The organism is Streptomyces sp. NPDC103540, from assembly GCF_055584445.1.
Genome location: NZ_JBVJMA010000004.1, coordinates 118850 through 137063, shown reverse-complemented (window position 1 = coordinate 137063; position 18214 = coordinate 118850). Strand labels below are relative to the sequence as shown.

At 73.4% G+C, this 18214-nt stretch carries 14 protein-coding genes and 1 riboswitch; of the genes, 2 read left to right on the top strand and 12 right to left on the bottom strand.

All coding sequences use genetic code 11. The annotated features are described in order from the left end of the window. Window positions 1–7: 7 nt before the first annotated feature. Window positions 8–691 (bottom strand): hypothetical protein, encoded by a 684-nt coding sequence (locus ACZ6ZI_RS11520; protein WP_469518842.1) that lies wholly within the window; start codon window positions 689–691, stop codon window positions 8–10. 316 nt (window positions 692–1007) lie between these two features. Here ACZ6ZI_RS11520 and ACZ6ZI_RS11515 point away from each other — a divergent pair, with 316 nt between their 5' ends. Beyond that, a complete protein-coding gene (locus ACZ6ZI_RS11515; RefSeq protein WP_469518840.1) occupies window positions 1008–2222 on the top strand; it encodes a serine hydrolase domain-containing protein in 1215 nt (404 codons plus the stop codon). A 46-nt stretch (window positions 2223–2268) separates the two neighbouring features. On the opposite strand, the gene ACZ6ZI_RS11510 is transcribed toward ACZ6ZI_RS11515, so the two are convergent. From ACZ6ZI_RS11510 to ACZ6ZI_RS11475, 8 genes are all read right to left on the bottom strand, one after another. Further along, window positions 2269–3033 (bottom strand): hypothetical protein, encoded by a 765-nt coding sequence (locus ACZ6ZI_RS11510; RefSeq protein ID WP_469518838.1) that lies wholly within the window; start codon window positions 3031–3033, stop codon window positions 2269–2271. A gap of 14 nt (window positions 3034–3047) precedes the next feature. After that, a complete protein-coding gene (locus ACZ6ZI_RS11505) occupies window positions 3048–3578 on the bottom strand; it encodes a hypothetical protein (RefSeq protein WP_469518837.1) in 531 nt (176 codons plus the stop codon). Between the two features lie 803 nt (window positions 3579–4381). Continuing rightward, complete coding sequence (locus ACZ6ZI_RS11500; RefSeq protein WP_469518836.1) at window positions 4382–7189, bottom strand: ATP-binding protein; 2808 nt, start codon at window positions 7187–7189, stop codon at window positions 4382–4384. Further along, a complete protein-coding gene (locus ACZ6ZI_RS11495) occupies window positions 7186–8340 on the bottom strand; it encodes a hypothetical protein (RefSeq protein WP_469518835.1) in 1155 nt (384 codons plus the stop codon). The genes ACZ6ZI_RS11500 and ACZ6ZI_RS11495 overlap by 4 nt, the downstream gene beginning before the upstream one ends. A gap of 82 nt (window positions 8341–8422) precedes the next feature. Further along, window positions 8423–9073: a thymidine kinase gene (locus tag ACZ6ZI_RS11490; protein ID WP_469518833.1), complete on the bottom strand. Its 651-nt coding sequence runs from the start codon at window positions 9071–9073 to the stop codon at window positions 8423–8425. 101 nt (window positions 9074–9174) lie between these two features. After that, window positions 9175–10380 (bottom strand): alkaline phosphatase family protein, encoded by a 1206-nt coding sequence (locus tag ACZ6ZI_RS11485; protein ID WP_469518831.1) that lies wholly within the window; start codon window positions 10378–10380, stop codon window positions 9175–9177. Further along, complete coding sequence (locus ACZ6ZI_RS11480; protein ID WP_363052582.1) at window positions 10380–10985, bottom strand: DUF5998 family protein; 606 nt, start codon at window positions 10983–10985, stop codon at window positions 10380–10382. Before ACZ6ZI_RS11480 ends, ACZ6ZI_RS11485 begins: the two co-directional genes overlap by 1 nt. Before the next feature lie 38 nt (window positions 10986–11023). Beyond that, window positions 11024–13834, bottom strand: coding sequence for a bifunctional acetate--CoA ligase family protein/GNAT family N-acetyltransferase (locus ACZ6ZI_RS11475; RefSeq protein ID WP_469518829.1), 2811 nt, complete (start codon window positions 13832–13834; stop codon window positions 11024–11026). Window positions 13835–14044: 210 nt separating this feature from the next. Here ACZ6ZI_RS11475 and ACZ6ZI_RS11470 point away from each other — a divergent pair, with 210 nt between their 5' ends. Continuing rightward, on the top strand, window positions 14045–14326 hold the full coding sequence (locus tag ACZ6ZI_RS11470; RefSeq protein WP_351815341.1) for an HPr family phosphocarrier protein: 282 nt from the start codon (window positions 14045–14047) through the stop codon (window positions 14324–14326). A 333-nt stretch (window positions 14327–14659) separates the two neighbouring features. On the opposite strand, the gene ACZ6ZI_RS11465 is transcribed toward ACZ6ZI_RS11470, so the two are convergent. The 3 genes from ACZ6ZI_RS11465 to ACZ6ZI_RS11455 all read right to left on the bottom strand — a co-directional run bounded on the left by ACZ6ZI_RS11465 (window position 14660) and on the right by ACZ6ZI_RS11455 (window position 18214). After that, window positions 14660–15325, bottom strand: coding sequence for a GntR family transcriptional regulator (locus ACZ6ZI_RS11465; RefSeq protein WP_469518826.1), 666 nt, complete (start codon window positions 15323–15325; stop codon window positions 14660–14662). Window positions 15326–15590: 265 nt separating this feature from the next. Next, window positions 15591–16391 (bottom strand): M23 family metallopeptidase, encoded by an 801-nt coding sequence (locus tag ACZ6ZI_RS11460; RefSeq protein ID WP_469518824.1) that lies wholly within the window; start codon window positions 16389–16391, stop codon window positions 15591–15593. A gap of 13 nt (window positions 16392–16404) precedes the next feature. Beyond that, window positions 16405–16561, bottom strand: a riboswitch (cyclic di-AMP (ydaO/yuaA leader). 285 nt (window positions 16562–16846) lie between these two features. Then, a complete protein-coding gene (locus ACZ6ZI_RS11455; protein WP_363053036.1) occupies window positions 16847–18214 on the bottom strand; it encodes a M16 family metallopeptidase in 1368 nt (455 codons plus the stop codon).

The window sequence follows — 18214 nt, the reverse complement described above, 5'->3', positions numbered from 1 at the left end:
CCGCGCCCTACCGGCCCAGGGCCAGCCGGACGGTGATCCCGTGGCGCACGCGCAGTCGGCGCAGCTCCCACGCCGACAGCGCGGTCACCGACACGGGCGGCCCGACCAGGAAGAGCACCCGCACCCACGCCGGGGCGGCCACGGGCGGCGCGTCGAAGAGCTGCACCACGCACATCGACCACACCAACACCGGGGATATCAGCGGTGGGAGCACCTCGTGGACGTCCGCCGCCCGGAAGGTGTGGTGGACGCAGAGCACGGCCGAGGCGAGCGCGAACGGCAGCAGGACCAGCACGACCAACCCGGCCAGCGGCCCGAGCAGCACGGAGCCGAACATGACGTTCAGCCACAGCAGCAGCGCCGTGGCGAAGAGCGCCCCGAGGGAGGTCATGGGTCCGCTCAGCCTCGGCCGGTAGAAGGCGGGACCCGGCGGCCGGGCACCCATCACGAAGGCGGTCAACGCGATCGGCCCGAGGACGAGCAGCATGCCCGCGCTCACCACGAGTTCGACGATCTTCCCCTCCACCACGGCCCCGGCGGACTCGCGCAACGGGTACGCGAAGACCAGCCAGAGGGTGGCCAGGACGCCGATCGCCGTACGGGCGATCTGGGCCGACTCGATGGCCGGGTCCCGGAGCCGGTCCGGCCGGATCGGCCGGTGGATGCGGGCGGCGAGGACGAAGGGCATCATCGCGACGCCCTTCCACCCCGGGCGGCGCCGTCTTGCCGGCCCGAGGGACGGTGCGACCCGTCCGCGTACGCGTGTGCTCATTGGATCGGCTCCCCCGAGTCGTTGACGATCACCGCATGATAGGGCCGCGCCGCAACGCGGGTTGACGGTGGGTCAACTGTGAGGGGGAGGACCGGGGTCCCGGTCGTGGGGCGGGCCGGACCCGGGTCCCTCGTGCCCGCGCCCGATGCCCGCCACCGGCCCCGCTTCCTAGGGTCGAAGGCGTGCCGCCGGATCACCGCGGCACTCCTCCCCCTCCCTTCAGGAGCGTCCTTCCATGACCGATCGCCCTTCCGTCCGCCCGCTCCCCTGCGCCCCGTCGGCCAGCCGACGGGCCCTCTCGGTGGTCGCGACCGCCGTCGCCGCGCTGAGCCTGGCGACGGCCCTGCCCGCGACGGCGTCCGCCGCCCCGTCCGAGCCCGAACCCACGGCGCGCGGCGCGCGGTACGACGTACGCGGGGACCTGCGGCGGCTCGTGACCGAGGACGGCTTCCCGGCCGCCCTGGCCTCCACGCTCGGCCGCGACGGGCGCGTACGCCACGAGGCCGCCGGAGTCGCCGACCTGCGCACCCGGGCCAAGGCGCCGGCCGACGGGCGGATACGGGTGGGCAGCAACACCAAGACGTTCACGGCGACGGTGGTCCTGCAACTCGTCGGCGAGGGGAAGATCGCGCTGGACTCCCCCGTGGAGACCTACCTGCCGAACCTGCTGCGGGGCGACGGCATCGACGGGCGCGCCATCACCGTCCGCCAGCTCCTCCAGCACACCAGCGGACTGCCCAACTACACCGACCACCTGCGGGAAGCGGTCTTCGGCGAGAAGCGGCACACCTACTACCAGCCGCGCGAGCTGGTCGACATCGCGCTCGCCCACAAGGCGCTGTTCGCGCCGGGGACGAGCTGGGCGTACAACAACACCAACTACGTCCTCGCCGGCCTGATCATCGAGAAGGTCACCGGGCGTCCGTTGGCCGAGCAGATCACCCAGCGGGTCATCGAGCGGATCGGGCTGCGGAGCACCTACTTCCCCGCCGTCGGCGAGCAGACCCTGCGCGGGGCCCACCCGCGCGGCTACCACGCGCCCGGGCCCGGGGTCCCGTTGGAGGACATCACGGAGATCGACCCGTCGTGGGGCTGGTCGGCGGGCCAACTGGTCTCCACCCCGGGCGACCTGAACCGCTTCTTCTCCACCCTGATCGGGGGCGGACTCCTGAAGCCGGCGCAGCTCGCGGAGATGCGCCGCACCGTCGAGATCGACACCCGCGGCTGGCGCCCCGGCACCCGGTACGGCCTGGGCCTGGCGAGCACCCCGCTGAGCTGCGGCGGCCTGGCGTGGGGCCACGGGGGCAACCTCCCGGGCTACCACTCCTTCCCGGGCGCCACCGAGGACGGCCGCGCGGCGACGATCGCGCTCACGGCCAACATGCCGCCCAGCCTGGAGGCCATGGACCGCGCGGACGCCCTGATCGACAAGGCCCTGTGCGCGAAGTGACGGCGCCCTGGCGGTCGGGGCCGCCTGTCGGCGCCCCCGACGACCGTCAGGCTCCCTCCGCGAGAAGCGACCGAACGTGCTCGCTCCCCTCGGCGGCGAGGTATTCGGCCAGGCCCCGCCCCGCCGGGCCCTTGGCCCGATAGACCCCGGTGACGGCGTGGGCCATGGTCCGGTTGCCGGGCGCGACGTGGAGGATGCGGGTGATCAGCTCCACGCCCAGGTCCTCGTCGACCGTCACGACCGCGTTGGCCAGATCGACGAGTTGGGTGGGCAGGTCGAAGGCGTGGCGAACGCCGGCCTCGATGGAGTCCAGGCCGCGCGCGATGACTTCACGAATGTCCGAAAGACAGGGGAGCACCACCGACTCGTCCAGGCAGTCACCCAGCTTCTCCTCGAAGTATTCGCGGTCCCCGATCCGCACGAGCGACCTGGAAACCTCCAGGAAGAGTTCGGACGAGCCCTTCTCCTCGGCGAGTTCCCAACTGTCCGCGACGGCCTCGGAGAACAGGCCGTAGCTGCGGTCGACAGAGAACTTTCGATCGATGACGAGGTCGTACCAGAACGCGGACCGCGGGTCACGGGTCGCCTCCTCGACCGTTCGGTAGCCTGCGGGTTCGCCCCAGGCCACGAGGGCGAGGCAAGCGAAGTAACGCTCCAGTGCCGGCATTGAGGCATCTCGCATCAGCGCGATCAGATCGGGCACGCGCTCGCGGTGCTCGGGATGGTCGTATCCGCCATAGATGACGGAATAGACGTCATCGGTGCGACTTCCATCGAAGTCAGTCCCGAGGAGCACGTCGAAACGGGTCACGCTCATACCTTTTCTCAATGGGGCCCGGTTATGTACTCACGCGGCACGATGCCCTTGATGAGCCACTCATCATCGCGTCGGGTGTTCATCATGTCCACCATACGTTGGACGATTTCCCCCGTCGCGTCTGAGTCGAGGCCCAGCTCTGCTGCCTTAGCAGCGATTTTACGGCGTGAGGTTCCCGGCTTGACGGTGAGATCGACAGGTCTCCCTGCGATCTCGTCGGCACTGTCCTGAATCGCCTTCTGGACCTCATGCGGTGGGTGGACGACAACGCCCTCCACCAGTCCGGCATCGATGTCCCGTTGCAAGCGGGGCAAGTCGACTTTGATCCTCTGCCCGCCGAACTCCTTGGAATCGGCCCCGTCCGTGCTCAGCGACGTATACGGACTGTCCGATTTTTCGGAACCTCGTCCGACGACGTGGTCGACGATGCTCGACCGTCCATCAGGGTTGGCCGGCACCAGATTGCCGTCCGCATCGAGGTGGGACTTGCGTTGCCCATACCGGTTGTACTCGGCGCCGAAGTCGTCGTCCTTGCGCATCAAATGGGGATGGTCGCCGCCCCTGAGATCACCGTCCGCCGGGGGCGGCGCATCGCGCGCGTCGTATGCGTCCAGGGGGACGGGCGCCTCGTTCTGGTCCGAGGTGGCAGTCCCGGAAGCATCGGCGGCAGCCGTTTGATCCGTCTCGGAATGGCCTGCGTTAAAGGGGTCCGGGGCCTCGTCCGGGTCTCGGGGCTCGGTGGGGTCCGGGGCCTCGTCGGGGTCGTGGCGCTCCGGCTCGGGCGGGGTGTCCCGGGCTTCCGGGGCATGGGTGGCCCCGTCGTCGGTGGCGGCATCGTCCGGGTCGGGGGCCTCGGTGCCGTCCCCGGCGGGTATGGGCTCCTCCGGGGCCTCCGAGGCTCCCTCGGATTCGGGACCGGCCGGGGGCGGGGCCTCCGTCTCCGGCGGCGCGGGGTCGGGGGCCTCGTCCGCATCGGCCGGACCCTCCGGGCGTGCCAGGGCCTCCTCCGGAGAGGGAGCCTCGGGGCTCGGAGCCTCGTCCGTCGCCGGGGTCTCGGGCTGGGGGGCCTCGTCCGAGGACGGATCCTCGGAATCCTGAGCCGACTCCGGAGACGGGGTCGCCGGATCCGGAGCCTCGTCCGGAGACGGGGTCTCGGGGCTCGGCGCCGACTCCGGGGACGGAGCCTCGGGATCCGGAGCCTCGTCCGAATGCGGGGTCTCGGGGGTCGGGGCCGTCTCTGGGGGCGGGGCGGCGTCCGTGGGCGGGGTGGGGTCCGGGGCGTCCGTGGCTTCCGGAGGCGGTGCGGCTTCCGGGAGTGGGGGGTGTTCCGTGGGGCGGTCGGTCATCGGGAGGCGCCCTCCGGGAGGGTGTGCGTGCGGTAGAGGCGGACCCAGGGCAGGGTGTTGCGCTGCCAGGCCGCGCGCGCGACGTGGATGAAGACGCAGGCCCGGTAGTCCTCCGCCGCGGCGGGGTCGGCGCGGCGGGGGGCCGGGAGCGGGACGGCGTCGGCCACCGCCGTGACCCACTCGGCCGTCTCGCGCCACCAGACGGCCTGTTCGCCGCTCGACTTCGGGTACGTCGCCACGCGTTCCTTCAGCTTCGTGCCGTGCTCGGGCCACACCGCCGTGGCGGCCCGGGTGCGGAACTCGCAGCGGTGACGGCAGCCCGCGCAGTCGGGGAAGGGGGCCAGCGCGGCGTCGACCTCCTCGTGGGCGGCCGCGAACCCGCGGAACCGCGCGCCGAGTTCCGCGTCCGTGGCCAGGGGGGCGCGGGCGACGCCGGCCTCCGCGGCGGCCAGCGCGCGCACGTCCGGGGCCTTCAGCAGCGCCGGGCGGTCGATCCGGTCGTGGTAGGCGAAGGCCTGGAACGGCTCCAGGGCGGCGGCGTAACGCTCCTGGTCGGGCGAGAACCTCATCGTCGCGCCGACGAGTCGGCGGTCCTCCTCGGCCGGCAGCCGGTGCATGACCTTGAGGTTGGTGTTCTTGTACGCGTCCTCGACGAGCTTGCCCGGGACCTGCTCGACGATGACGACGCCCTCGCCGTACTTGCGGTTCTCCGCCAGGGTGTTGGCGAAGGCCTGGGCGGCCCGCGCCTGGGCGTTGCCCTCCTTCGCGTCCCCGCCCTGCGGGGCCGGTCGTCCCAGCAGCCGGTGCGCCTCCTCGATCACGGTGACGTGGCTGAGGGAGCCGCCGGAGCGGTTGGCCTTGTAGTACTCGGTCATGGTCTGGAGGAGCATCGCGGTGACGAGGGACTGCTCCTTCTCGTTGTCCCCGACGCCGGCGAGCTCGACGACCACCGGGCGTCGCAGCAGTTCCTCGATCGGATAGGAACGGGCGACGTCCAGCGTGGTGCCGCAGGCCCCCTCGGCGAGGGATTCGGCGCGCAACCGGGCCGCGGCGACGATGTTGTCCCGCACCTCGCCCGAGTAGTCGAGCTGCTCGCACACCTTGCGCATCTCCGTGATGAAGTCGCGCAGCGTGGGCCAGTCCGCCGTGCTCGCGGGACCGGCGATGTCGGTGGGGGTGATGCCCTTGCGGGCGTACGTGGCGCGCAGGGCCCGGTTGTAGATGCCGGGCAGCGGGTCCCAGAGGCCGAAGGCCGCGTCGAAGCAGGCCATGAGGCCGGCGACGTGCGTGCCGACGCGCACGCCCTGCGGCACCTCGAAGGGGTTCAGGCGCAGCGGGGCGGTGGACTCGTCTCCGACGGTGAGGACCAGGAGGTCCTCGAAGCCGGGGCGGGTGGCGAGCCAGCGGTAGTCGTCCAGGGTGGAGTTGACCGGCTCGATCACGAGGAACGGCGTGCGGTGGTCGCGCCACAGCTGCTCGCAGAACGCGAGGGTGGTGTTGGTCTTGCCGGAGCCGGTGGTGCCCACGATGAGCGCGTGTCGCGTGAGGTCGTCGAGGCCGATGCCGAGCGGGCCGGCGGGGGTGTCGTGGACGAGCTGCCGACCGAGGGTGACGGCGGGGCCGTCGCTGCGGTATTCGGTCTCGCCGGCCATGCCGGGGCGGCGTACGGGGAAGCCCGTCATGTGTCCGCTGACGGCCAGGGGCAGCCGGAAGGCCGCGCCGGCCTCGCGGGTGTCGACGAGTTCCGCGAGCAGGCGCAACGGCGGGGAGAGCGGTTCGGGCAGCCGCCAGCTGTGGTCGCCGCCCCAGCGCGCCAGTTCCAGGGTGGTCAGCTGCCGCCAGGCGGCCGGCAGTTCGCCGGGCGCGGGCCAGGCCACGGTGTGCGCGGGGCCGGTGAGGGTCTCGGTGAGCGCGCCGCCCTCGCGGGCCTGCTCGCGCGGGGAGACGGTGGCTCCGACGAGTTCGGCCAGGGACTCCGGCAGCGGCGCCGGCGAGGCGAGCGCGACGCGCATGCGGTAGACGCGGTCGGTGTAGCGGCGGGCGGCGTCGGAGTAGACGCGGGCGGCGTCCACGGCGAAGGAGTCGGCGGCGAGCTGGGTCCCGGGGGACCAGAGGCCGTCGGGGAGTTGGCCCGGGGTGCCCAGGCGCCCGTACTGGGTGGCGATGCGCTGGACGAGCGGCCCGAAGTCGGAGGGGACGACGTACGGCTCCAGACCGACGGTCAGCGCGACGGGGTGCGGGTGCGTCGCCAGGGCCTGCCACAGCGCGTCCCAGGGCGGGGCGGCGGCGGTGAACGGCTGCGGGGCGAGGTAGTAGCGCACCCCGGCGTCGGGCCGGTTGGGCAGCCCGCTGTGGTAGCGCTTGCGGATCTCCGCGACGCCCGCCGCGGCGTCGGGCGTGAAGGGGGTCAGCAGGCGCGCCGTCTCGTCGGGGTCCTCGACGGGCGTGGCGTGGACGTGGCGGGGCAGCGCCGCCATCCGGTCGCGGAGCGCGCGGGCGGCGGCCACGGCGAGCTCCGCGGTGGGGGCCGCGACCCGGCCGAGCAGGGCGCAGGAGAGGCGCCGCCCGACCGGGTCACTGAGGTAGCGCAGCTCGATCCGCTCGCCGTGCGCGGTGTTCCACTGCCCCGCCAGCCAGGCGGCCTCGGCGGCCACGGCCTTGGCGCGGCGTTCCGTTTCCGGCAGGTCGGCGTACTCCTGGGTTTCCGTCAGGTCGGCCGCGGCGTCGATGCGCACGGCCGACCACGCCCAGGTGGTGGTGCCGTCGGAGACGGTCAGGACGCCGGCCGGGTCGGCTGCGCTCAATTCCCGCCCCACGCGGTGCCGTGCGGCGGGGTGCCCGGGGCGGGCGGTGCGGGCGGGGTCGGCGGGGTGCCGGGGGCGTACGGGGCGTAGCCGGGCGGGACGGCGCCCGCGGCGGGCGGCGCCGGGTGCGGGTGCCCGGCCACGGGCGGCGCCGGGTGCGGGTGGCCCCCGGTCGGCGGGGCGGAGGGCCCGGTCGGCGGGGCGGGCGGGGCGAAGGGCCCGGCGGGCGGGGCGGACGCGGGACCCGGAACGGGACCGGCCGCGAAGCCCGGCCCGGCCGGCGGCACCGGCGCGGCACCCGGTACCGGCGCGGCACCCGGCCCGTGCCCCGGCGCCGCACCCGGACCCGGCTCGGTCGCGTTGGCACCGGACTGGATGGGCGGCTCCTGCCCGAAGGCCGTCGCCAGGGGCACCTCGACGCCCTCGACGGCCGCCTCCACGCCCTCGCGGGCCGCGGAGTGCACGGCCTCGCGCATGGCGCGGGCCCGCTCGGTGCGCAGCATCTGGTTGATGTCACCGGCGCGGTTGAACATGCCGCCGATGATGTCCTTGACGAAGTGGCCGATGATCACGGCGCCGCTGCGGCTGCGCCACATCGTCCACCCGACGTAGAGGCTGGTGCCGTAGCCGAAGACCGTCACGTAGGCGACGTAGCGACCGCTCCTGATGACCAGGCGGTTGTTCACGACCTCCGGGAGGAGGTCGCTGCGGATCCGCACCGGCACGGCGGAGACGGGTATCCGGCGGCGGGCGAGCGCCGCGTAGATCGCCGCGTACGCGGAGGAGGACGCGGCGTGCTTGTCCTCCAGGAGGGACTTCCACTCCGAGATCGGCTCGTTGATGCGCGAGGCGAGGAGGACGACCCAGAAGACGATGAACGAGAAGATCCAGCCGAGCCCGAGCTCGTCCCCCGAGTCGAAGGGACCGGAGTCGGCGAAGAGCGCGGGCAGCAGGCCGAAGATCATGAAGGCCATGAAGGAGGCCACGGTGGCCTGGAACCAGAGCTGGAAGACGGTGCGGAAGGCCACCGACTCGTCGAAGTTCAGCTCGACGTTCTCGTACTTCAGCGTCTGGTTGCGGTAGGACGCGTTCGGCCCCGTCGCCCCCATCGCCGCCCAGCGGCCGGCGCCGCCGCCCTGTGTACCGTCCATGCGGACCATCCCCCGTGTCGAAACCGGTTGATCACCCTAGCCCACGGGTCGGACGACGCCGACGGCGGCCTCCGATGGACCGTCAGGAATGGTTCACGGGAAGGACGTCCGGGGAGAGGGACGCGGCATGCGCGGTCTCGGAGGTCATGTGACGGCGGTGGTGGCGCCGGCACAGCACCTCGTAACCGATCTCCTCCGCCGGGCGGTTCACGTCCCCGACGACGACCTGCTCGCCCTCGACCACCATGACGCCGCCCACCGTGCGGGCGTTGTGCGTGGCGCGCGCCCCGCACCAGCACAGGGCCTCCACCTGGAGCTGTTCGAGGCGGTCGGCCAGCTCGATCAGCCGCTGCGAGCCGGGGAACAGCTTGGTGCGGAAGTCGGTCGTGATGCCGAAGGCGAAGACGTCCATGTCCAGCTCGTCCACGATCCGGGCCAACTGGTCGATCTGGTCCGGCGCGAGGAACTGCGCCTCGTCCACGATCACGTAGTCCGCCTTGCCGCCCCGCGACAACTCCCCCACCAGGTACGCGTACACGTCCATGGTGTCGGTGACCTCGACCGCGTCCGTCACCAGGCCCAGGCGCGAGGAGAGCTTGCCCTCGCCCGCCCGGTCCTGGCGGGTGAAGATCACGCCGACCAGGCCCCGCGCGGAGCGGTTGTGGGTGATCTGTAGAGCCAACGTGCTCTTTCCGCAGTCCATGGTTCCGGAGAAGAACACCAGCTCGGGCATGGGAAGTACGGACCTTTCGGGGGCGCGGTACGCGGGGCGGGAACGCGGGGAACGGGAGGAACGGGCGGAGGGAACGGGGCGGGTCGGGAGTCCGGTGCCGGTCAGGTGCGGACTTCGAGCAGCGGGACCAGCTGCTCGGCGGGGGTCATCGACCCGTGCATGCCGACGAGGGCCGACTCGTTCGGCTCGTTGCGGGAGGCGGTGATCGCCACGTCCGCCTGGGCCGCCGCGATCACGTCGCCGATCCGGCCGAGCACCCGCTCGTCGCATTCGCCCGGCGCGCCGAACCAGCCCAGCTCCAGGGCCTCTTCGCGGCTCGCGACCCAGAACCGGTCACCGAGCACCTCGCGCCACACGGTCAGGACGTCGGCCTCGGCGCCCGGTACCGCGTAGACGTGCCGGGCCCGGCCCTCGCCGCCGAGCAGGGCCACGCCCGCGCCCAGCTCCCAGTCCTCGTCGAAGTCGATCCGGGAGTCCTCGTCGAAGGGGACGTCGACCATGCCGTGGTCGGCCGTCACGTACAGGGCCGTGCGCGGCGGGAGTTGCTCGGCGAGCCGCTGCACGAGCCGGTCCACGTACATGAGCTGGCCGCGCCAGGCGTCCGAGTCGACGCCGTGCCGGTGGCCGGCCCCGTCGAGTTCGCTGTAGTACGTGTACACGAGCGAGCGCTCGCCGGCGGCGAGCTGGATCGCCGCGAGGTCCATCCGCTCCTCGCCGGTCATCCGGCCGTGGAAGGTCCCGCCGCTGAGGGCGATCTTCGTGAGCGGGGTGGTCTGGAAGGCGGGCGAGGACACCTGGGCGGTGTGCACCCCGGCCGCGTCGGCGAGCTGGAAGACGGTCGGGTACGGCTGCCAGGGCTTCGGCTGGGTCCACGGCTGCCAGCGGAGCTGGTTCATCAGCTCGCCGGAGGCCGGGTTGCGCACGGCGTAGCCGGGCAGACCGTGCCGGGCCGGGGGCAGCCCGGTGCCGACGGAGGCCAGCGAGGTCGCGGTGGTCGCCGGGAAGCCGGAGGTGATCGGGCGACCGGTGCCGCCGCGCGAGCCGGCGAGGAGCGAGGTCAGATACGGGGCCTCGTCGGGGTGGGCCTTGATCTGCTCCCAGCCCATGCCGTCGACCAGGAACACGCAGTTGCGGTCCGCGGGGGTCAGCTCGGCGATGCCGGCCGCGAGACCGGGTACGCCCTGACCGGCCGCCAGGGTCGGCAGCAGGTCGGCGAGCGAGCCGGTCCCGTAGTGCGGGACCGGGGCGCCGGCGAGGTCGAGGAGTTCCGGTTCGTCCTGCCAGTTCGGCGGCGCGGAGTACGACATCAGCGGGTGGGGCCCGAGGTGGCGGCGGTGGCTTCGGAGAGGGCCTGCGCGAAGACGAGCGTCTGGCGGACCGTCTCGGGGCCGTCGCCTGCCTCGCTGACGCGCAGGCTCAGGTCGTCGGCGGTGGAGTTGCCGGTGTAGCCGTGGTCGGAGTCACAGTTCGGGTCGCCGCAGGCGGCGGGCTCCAGGTCGATGCGCGAGACCGCGCCCCAGCCGATGGTGAGGACGACCTCGCGGGGCAGCCGGCCCGGCGTGTAGGACTCCGGGTTCGCCACGACGCGGCTTAGCACCACGGAGGAGATGCTGGAGAGCTTGACCGACTCGGTCGAGGTCGTCGCGTACGGCGACGGGGAGCCGGCGTCGGCGGCCTGCTCGTCGGTGTGGCTCACGATGAAGCGGTTGCCGGTCAGGACCAGGACGGTGACGTGCCGGCGCACCTCGTTGGAGTCGAACGTGGTCTCCTGGTGGACCAGGTACGACGAGATCGGCTCGCCGCCCACCGCGGCCTCCACCGCCTCGGCCACGAGGGCCGGGTAGTAGCCGCTGCGCTCGATCGCCGCGCGCAGCCCCTGGGTCGTCGTACCGGATTTCGCCATGGGGTCCATCCTAAGGCCCGTACGGGGTCCCCCGACCTGCCCCGTGCTCAGTAGCTGGGGAGGGTGCGCGGGCCGAGGTCGGTCCGGGCGGGCGGGTGGGCGATGCGCACGGTGGCGCTGAGCACGGAGAGTCCTTCCGTGGCGACGACGACGGGCTCCAGGGAGATCCCGGTCACCTCGGGGTGGTCGTCGACGAGGCGGGACAACCGCAGCAGCAGTTCCTCCAGGGCCGGGGTGTCGACGGGGTCGCTGCCGCGCCACCCGAACAGCAGCGGCGCGGTGCGGATGGAGCGGATCAGGGCGGCCGCGTCGCGGTCGGTGGCGGGGACGAGGCGGTGCGCGGTGTCGCCGAGCAGTTCGGAGGCGACCCCGGCGAGGCCGAAGGAGAGGACGGCGCCCGCCGCGGGGTCCATGACGGCCCGGACGACGGTGTCCACCCCGCGCGGCACCATCGCCTGGACCACCGGGAGCAGCTCGGCCGGGGTGCCGAGGGCCTCGGTGAGTTCCTCGTAGGACCGCCGCAGGTCGGCTTCGGTGGCCAGGTCCAGGCGTACGCCGCCCAGGTCGGCGCGGTGGCGCAGGTGCGGGGCGGTGGTCTTGAGGGCGACCGGGTACCCGAGGACGCGTGCCGCGCGGACGGCGGCGTCGGGGCTCGGGGCGGGCAGGGTGGCGCGGACGCGGATGCCGTAGCGGGCGAGCAGCTCGCGGGCGTCGGCGTCGTCCAGGGTGAGGACGGCCCCCTCCTCGACCCCGGCCAGGAGGGCGGCGAGCCGGGCGGCGGCGCCGCTCTCGTCGATGTCCTCGTACTCGGGGACCTGGCCGGCCTCGGCGGTGGCGCGGCGCCAGGCCCCGTAGCGGACGGCCTCGGCGAGGGCCTTCACGGCCCGCTCGGCGGCGGGGTAGGCGGGGATCCGCCCGGCGGGGGCGCGGTCCGTCGGGGGGGCGGGCTCGGGGGACGCGGGCTCGGGGGTCCGCGGCGTCGGGGCGGGGCTCGGGGCGGGGCGTGCCGGCGCGGGTGCTCCGGCGGCGGACAGGGCCTCGACCAGGGCGGCGAGTTCCACGTGCACGACGGCCACCGGCTTGCCCGGGACCTCGGCCACGGCCTGGCGCAGGGCCTCGGCCAGGTCGTCCGCGAGGGCGCGCTCGCCGACCCAGGGGATGGCGGTGACGACGACCGCGTCGCAGTCCGGCGAGGCCAGGGCCGCCGAGAGGGCGGCGCGGAAGTCGGCCGGGGAGGCGGCGGTGGTCAGGTCGAGCGGGGGCAGCGGGCGCAGCCCTTCCGTCAGGCAGGCGTCGTAGGTGAGGACGCCGAGGGACTCGGAGTTGCCGAGGATCGCCACGCGCGGGCCCGCCGGCAGGGGTTGCCCGGCCAGCAGCAGCCCGACGTCGACCAGTTGCGTCACGGTGTCGACGCGGATGACGCCGGCCTGGCGCAGCAGTTCGGAGACGGTGGCCTCGGGGAGGCGGGTGCCGGGGACGACGTGGCCGGCCGGGGTGTGCCGGCCGCCGCGGGCGACGACCACGGGCTTGACGGCGCCGGTGCGGCGCGCGAGGCGGGTGAACTTGCGGGGGTTGCCGAGGGTCTCCAGGTACATGAGGGCCACGTCGGTGGCCTCGTCGTCGTACCAGTACTGGAGGATGTCGTTGCCCGAGACGTCGGCCCGGTTGCCGGCCGAGACGAAGGACGACAGTCCCTCGCCGCGTCTGAGCAGGCCCGACAGGAGGGCGATGCCGATGGCGCCGGACTGGGTGAACAGGCCGATGCGGCCGCGCGCGGTGGCGGGGACCGGGGCGAGGGAGGCGTTCAGCTCCACGTCCGGGGCGGTGTTGATCACCCCGAAGGCGTTGGGCCCGATCAGGCGCATGCCGTACGAGCGGACCTGGCGTACGAGTCGGCGCTGGCGCTCCAGTCCGGCGGGGCCGCTCTCCCCGTATCCGGCGGACAGGACGACGAGGCCCTGCACCCCGTGTTCCCCGCAGGCGGCCACCGCGTCGGGGACGCGGTCGGCGGGGACGGCGACCACGGCGAGGTCGACGGGGGACGCGATGTCGGCGAGCGTGCGGTAGGCCCGTACGCCGTCGAGGAGGTCGCCCTCCATGCCGGGGGCGCGGGCCTCGTTGACGGCGTAGAGGTGGCCGTGGAAGCCGCCATCGCGCAGGTTGCGCAGGGCGGCGGAGCCGACGCCGGAGCCGGAGCGGCTGACGCCGATCACCGCGACGGATCCGGGGGCGAGCAGCCGCTGCACGGAGCGGGCCTCGGCGCGCTGTTCGCGGGCGCGCTGGACGGCGAGCGACTCGGCGGTGGGTTCGAGGTCGAGGGTGAGGTGGACGGAGCCGTCCTCGAAGCTGCGCTTCTGCTGGTAGCCGACGTCCGTGAACACCTTGATCATCTTGGTGTTGGCGGGCAGCACCTCGGCGGCGAAGCGGCGGATGCCCCGCTCGCGCGCGACGGCGCCGATGTGTTCGAGGAGGGCGGAGGCCACCCCGCGGCCCTGATGGGCGTCCTGGACGAGGAAGGCGACCTCGGCCTCGTCGGCGGGGGCGGAGGCGGGCCGGCCGTCGGGGCCGATGCGGTCGAAGCGGACCGTGCCGATGAACTCGCCGCCGATGGTCGCGGCGAGCCCCACCCGGTCCACGTGGTCGTGGTGCGTGAAGCGGTGCACGTCGCGGTCGGAGAGCCGGGGGTAGGGGGCGAAGAAGCGGTAGTACTTCGACTCGTCCGAGACCTGCTCGTAGAAGCTGACCAGCCGCCCCGCGTCCTCGGTGGTGATGGGGCGGATCCGGGCCGTGCCGCCGTCGCGCAGCACGACGTCCGCTTCCCAGTGGGCCGGGTACGAGGGGTCCGACGGCATGGTCATGGGGTCACCCTAAGGGGCGGGGCGACCGTGTGTACGAGTACGACGGGCGGGGCCCGGTCGGCGCGCGCGGCGAACCCGGCGACCCGGGGCGAACCAGGGCAAGCTGGGGAGGGTCGAACGGCGGTGGATCCGGGCCGAAGGTCGGTCCGAGCATTCCGGGTGTCGTGAGAGACTGGTCTAGACAACCGTAAGAACCTGAAGGGCATCACCATGGCAGAGCGCCGCGTCAACGTCGGCTGGGCCGAGGGCCTGCACGCTCGTCCCGCCTCGATCTTCGTCCGGGCGACGACCGCTTCCGGCGTCCCGGTGACCATCGCGAAGGCGGGCGGCGACCCCGTCAACGCCGCTTCCATGCTGGCGGTCCTGGGCCTGGGCGCCCAGGGCGGCGAGGAGATCGTCCTCGCTTCCGAGGCCGAGGGCGCGGACGCGGCCCTGGACCGTCTCGCGAAGCTGGTCGCCGAGGGCCTCGAGGAGCTCCCGGAGACCGTCTGACCCTTCGGGTCCGGTGGTCCGCCACCACGAGCATGAAGGCCGCAGCCCCCGCCGTGACGGCGGGGGCTGCGGCCTTCGCGTTCCACGACCGCGCGGGGGCGCCCCCGATCCGGGGATCCGGCGATCCGGCTCCGGGGAACCCGGATTGCCGAGGCGCGGCAGCCCGAGAACACGGGAGCGCGGAAAGTGCGGAACGCACGGAAAGCACGGAAGGCGGAAGGCGGGAGGCGGGAGGCGGGAGGCGGAAAGCGGAAATACCCGCCGGCCCTTCCCGAAATTCCGGACCGTCGAATTCGACGGGAATCCCGCTCCGCCCTTTGTATACGGCCCGCGTTAATTCCGACCGCTCGCCGTGTTTACGGCACGTTGCGAAGTCCTCACCCGCGGCCGGTGCGCCCGGACCACCGTGGCGGCGTGCTGCGCGGTCAGGGCGCGGGCCCGTTCCGCGTCGCCGCGCGCCACGGCGTCCACGATCGCCCCGTGCTCGGCCCAGGAGTCCACGGGCCTGGCCGGGGCCTCCACCGCGTACATCCAGGCGATCTTGTGCCGGGTCTGGGTCAGCAGGGCGATCAGCCCGGGGCTGCCCGAAGCCTGGGCCAGCGTCTCGTGGAACCAGCCTCCCAGGGCCCGCAGGTCCTCGCCCTGGCCCTGCCTGGCCCGCTCCTGGCCCAGCCTGACCAGCCCGCGCAGCACCTTCAGGTGGCCCTCGGTGCGCCGCCGGGCCGCCCGGGAGGCCGCCAGCGGCTCCAGCAGCACGCGCAGCTCCAGGAGGTCGGCCGCCTCCTGTTCGGTCGGCTCGGCCACGCAGGCGCCCGCGTGGCGGCGCGTGGTGACGAAGCCCTCGGACTCCAGGGTGCGCAGTGCCTCGCGTACCGGGACGCGGGAGACCCCGTAGCGACGGGCGAGCACCTCCTCGGTGAGCCGGCCGCCGGGCGCGAAGAAACCGGAGACGATGTCGTCGCGGATCGCTGTGCATACCGCGTGCGCAGGAATACGCAAGGCCGGACCTCCGCTGCATTTCGACGACCGGCACCCTCGCCGGGATCGTGACCGTGCTGCGACTCTATTGCAATGCGCGAGGATTTCCGAGGCGGGCCGGAAATTCGAAAAACATTCCGCGGGACCGGGGACGGGACCGGGACGGGAATCGGCCACCGGCTGCGGGGATCGGCGACCGGCCGCCGGGAACACGGACCGGGAACGCGGAAGGCCCCGGCTCGATGAGCCGGGGCCTTCCGTCGGGTGCGTGGGTGCGCGGTGCGGGTCAGATGCCGACGCCGTGGTTGCGCAGGTACGTCAGCGGGTTGATGTCCGAGCCGTACGAGGCGCCCGTGCGGGCCTCGAAGTGCAGGTGCGCGCCGCTGGAGTTGCCCGTGTTGCCGGACAGGCCGATGACCGTGCCGGCGCCGACCTGCTGGCCGACGGAGACGCTCAGCGAGAACATGTGCCCGTACTGGGTGTAGGTGCCGTCGTTGTGGCGGATGACGACGTTGTTGCCGTACGCGCCGCCCCAGCCGGCCTCGACGACCGTGCCGGCGCCCACGGCGTGCACGGAGGTGCCCTGGCCGACGGCGAAGTCGATGCCGGTGTGGCTGCCGGAGGACCACATGCCGCCGCCCGCGCCGTACGAGGTGGTGACCGCGGCGTTGACCGGGGCGACGAAGGCGTTGGAGCGCTTGCGCTCCTCCTCCTTGGCCTTGGTCTCGGCGGCCTCGCGCTCGGCCTTGGCCTTGGCCTCGGCGACCTCGGCGACGCGCTTGGCCTCGGCGGCCCGCTGCTTGGCCTCGGCCTCGGCCTGCGCCTGGGCGGCGACGGCCTCGGCGGCGACCTGCTGGGACTCGGCCTGGACCTCGAGGTCGTCCTGGAGACCGTCGGCGACGACGATCGCGTTCTGGCCGGTGTCCTCCATGGACGGGCCGGAGTTGTCCGCGGCGAAGGCCGGGGCCGCGATGCTGCCGACCACACCCGTGGTGGCGAGGGCGGCCACGCCGGCGATGCCGGCGGTCTTGCGGCTCAGACGGCTGGAACCACGGTGCTTACCGGCTGCACGACTGCCAATCGCCATGAAGGGGGTGATCCTTTCCTTCCTTCTCGCCTACCGGGTTAGCTGACGGGTTCGGAGCAGGAAGGTCTCCTACGGGCCCCCTCTTGCGAGGCGGTCCGATTCACCCCAGGGACTGATGGGTCCCCGGCTCCCCAGGCTCGCGCCTGACGGGGACTCGGCGATCGCTGCCCGGTGCCGCGGGGGTGCGGCGCGTATCAACTGACGGACAGCACGGCCGACGCTAGGCGGATCATCAGCCAATCACCAAACAGACGAGCCTTTTTGTTGCGTACGCCACACCGCATACACGCAACCACGCCACCAAACGGACAAAAAAGCCCCCGCCGGAGGCTCCGGCGGGGGCTCTTTGTCACACGGCTGGTGTACGACCCGAAATCACGGTCGAATCGGACTCGACGCGCCCCGGGAAACGCCGCGTTGGCGTCTCCCGGCGGCCTCGCGGGACCGCCGCCGGATCAGTTGGTGACGACGGTGACGGCGCCGATCCCGAGGGCCCGTACGGGCTCCTCGATCTGCGCCGCGTCGCCTACGAGGACGGTGACCAGGCGGTCGACCGGGAAGGCGCTCACGACCGCGGAAGTGGCCTCCGCCGTACCGGTTTCGGCCAGCCGCGCGTACAGCCGGGCCTGGTAGTCGTCCGGCAGCTCCTGCTCGACCTGGTCGGCGAGGGTGCCGGCGACGGAGGCCGCCGTCTCGAACTTCAGCGGGGCCACGCCCACCAGGTTCTGCACCGCCACGTCCCGCTCGGCGTCGGTCAGGCCGCCCTCGGCGAGGGTGCGCAGCACCTGCCACAGGTCCGCCAGCGCCGGGCCGGTGTTGGGGGTGTCGACGGAGCCGCTGATGGCCAGCATCGAGGCGCCCTTGCCGTCGGCGGTGGAGCGCAGCACCTGGCCGAAGGCGCGCACGCCGTAGGTGTAGCCCTTCTCCTCGCGCAGCACCTTGTCCAGCCGGGAGGTGAGGGTGCCGCCCAGGCAGTACGTGCCGAGCACCTGCGGGGCCCACACGATGTCGTGGCGGTCCGGCCCGATCCGGCCGATCAGCAGCTGCGTCTGGACCGCTCCGGGCCGGTCCACGATGACGACGCGGCCCGTGTCGTCGGCGGTCACGGGCGGCACCGGGAGGGGCTCGGCGGTGTCGCCGGTCCAGGTGCCCAGAGTGTCGGCCAGCACGGCGTCGAGGTCGATGCCGGTCAGGTCGCCGACGACCACCGCGGTGGCGGTGGCGGGGCGCACGTGGGCCTCGTAGAAGGCGCGTACGGCCCCGGAGTCGATCCGCGCGACCGTCTCCTCGGTGCCCTGGCGGGGGCGGGACATGCGCAGGGAGGCCGGGAAGAGCTGCCTGGAGAGCTCCTTGGCGGCCCGCCGCTGCGGGTTGGCCAGCTCGTGCGGGATCTCGTCGAGCCGGTTGCGCACCAGGCGGTCGACCTCGCCGTCGGCGAAGGCGGGCGCGGCGAGGGCCTCGGTGAGCAGGCCGAGAGCCTTGGCCAGGCGGGAGGCCGGGACCTCCAGCGAGACGCGCAGGCCCGGGTGGTCGGCGTGCGCGTCGAGGGTGGCTCCGCAGCGCTCCAGCTCGGCCGCGAACTCCTCCGCGCTGTGCTTGTCGGTGCCCTCGGACAGGGCCCGGGCCATGATCGTGGCCAGGCCGTCGAGGCCGGCCGGCTCGGCGTCGAGCGGCGCGGCGAGGTTGACCTCGACCGCGACGACCTGCTGGCCGGGGCGGTGGCAGCGCAGCAGCGTCAGGCCGTTGGCCAGGGTGGAGCGCTCCGGGGCCGGGAAGGCCCAGGGCCTGGCCTCGCCGGCCTCCGGGCGCGGGTGGAAGGTCAT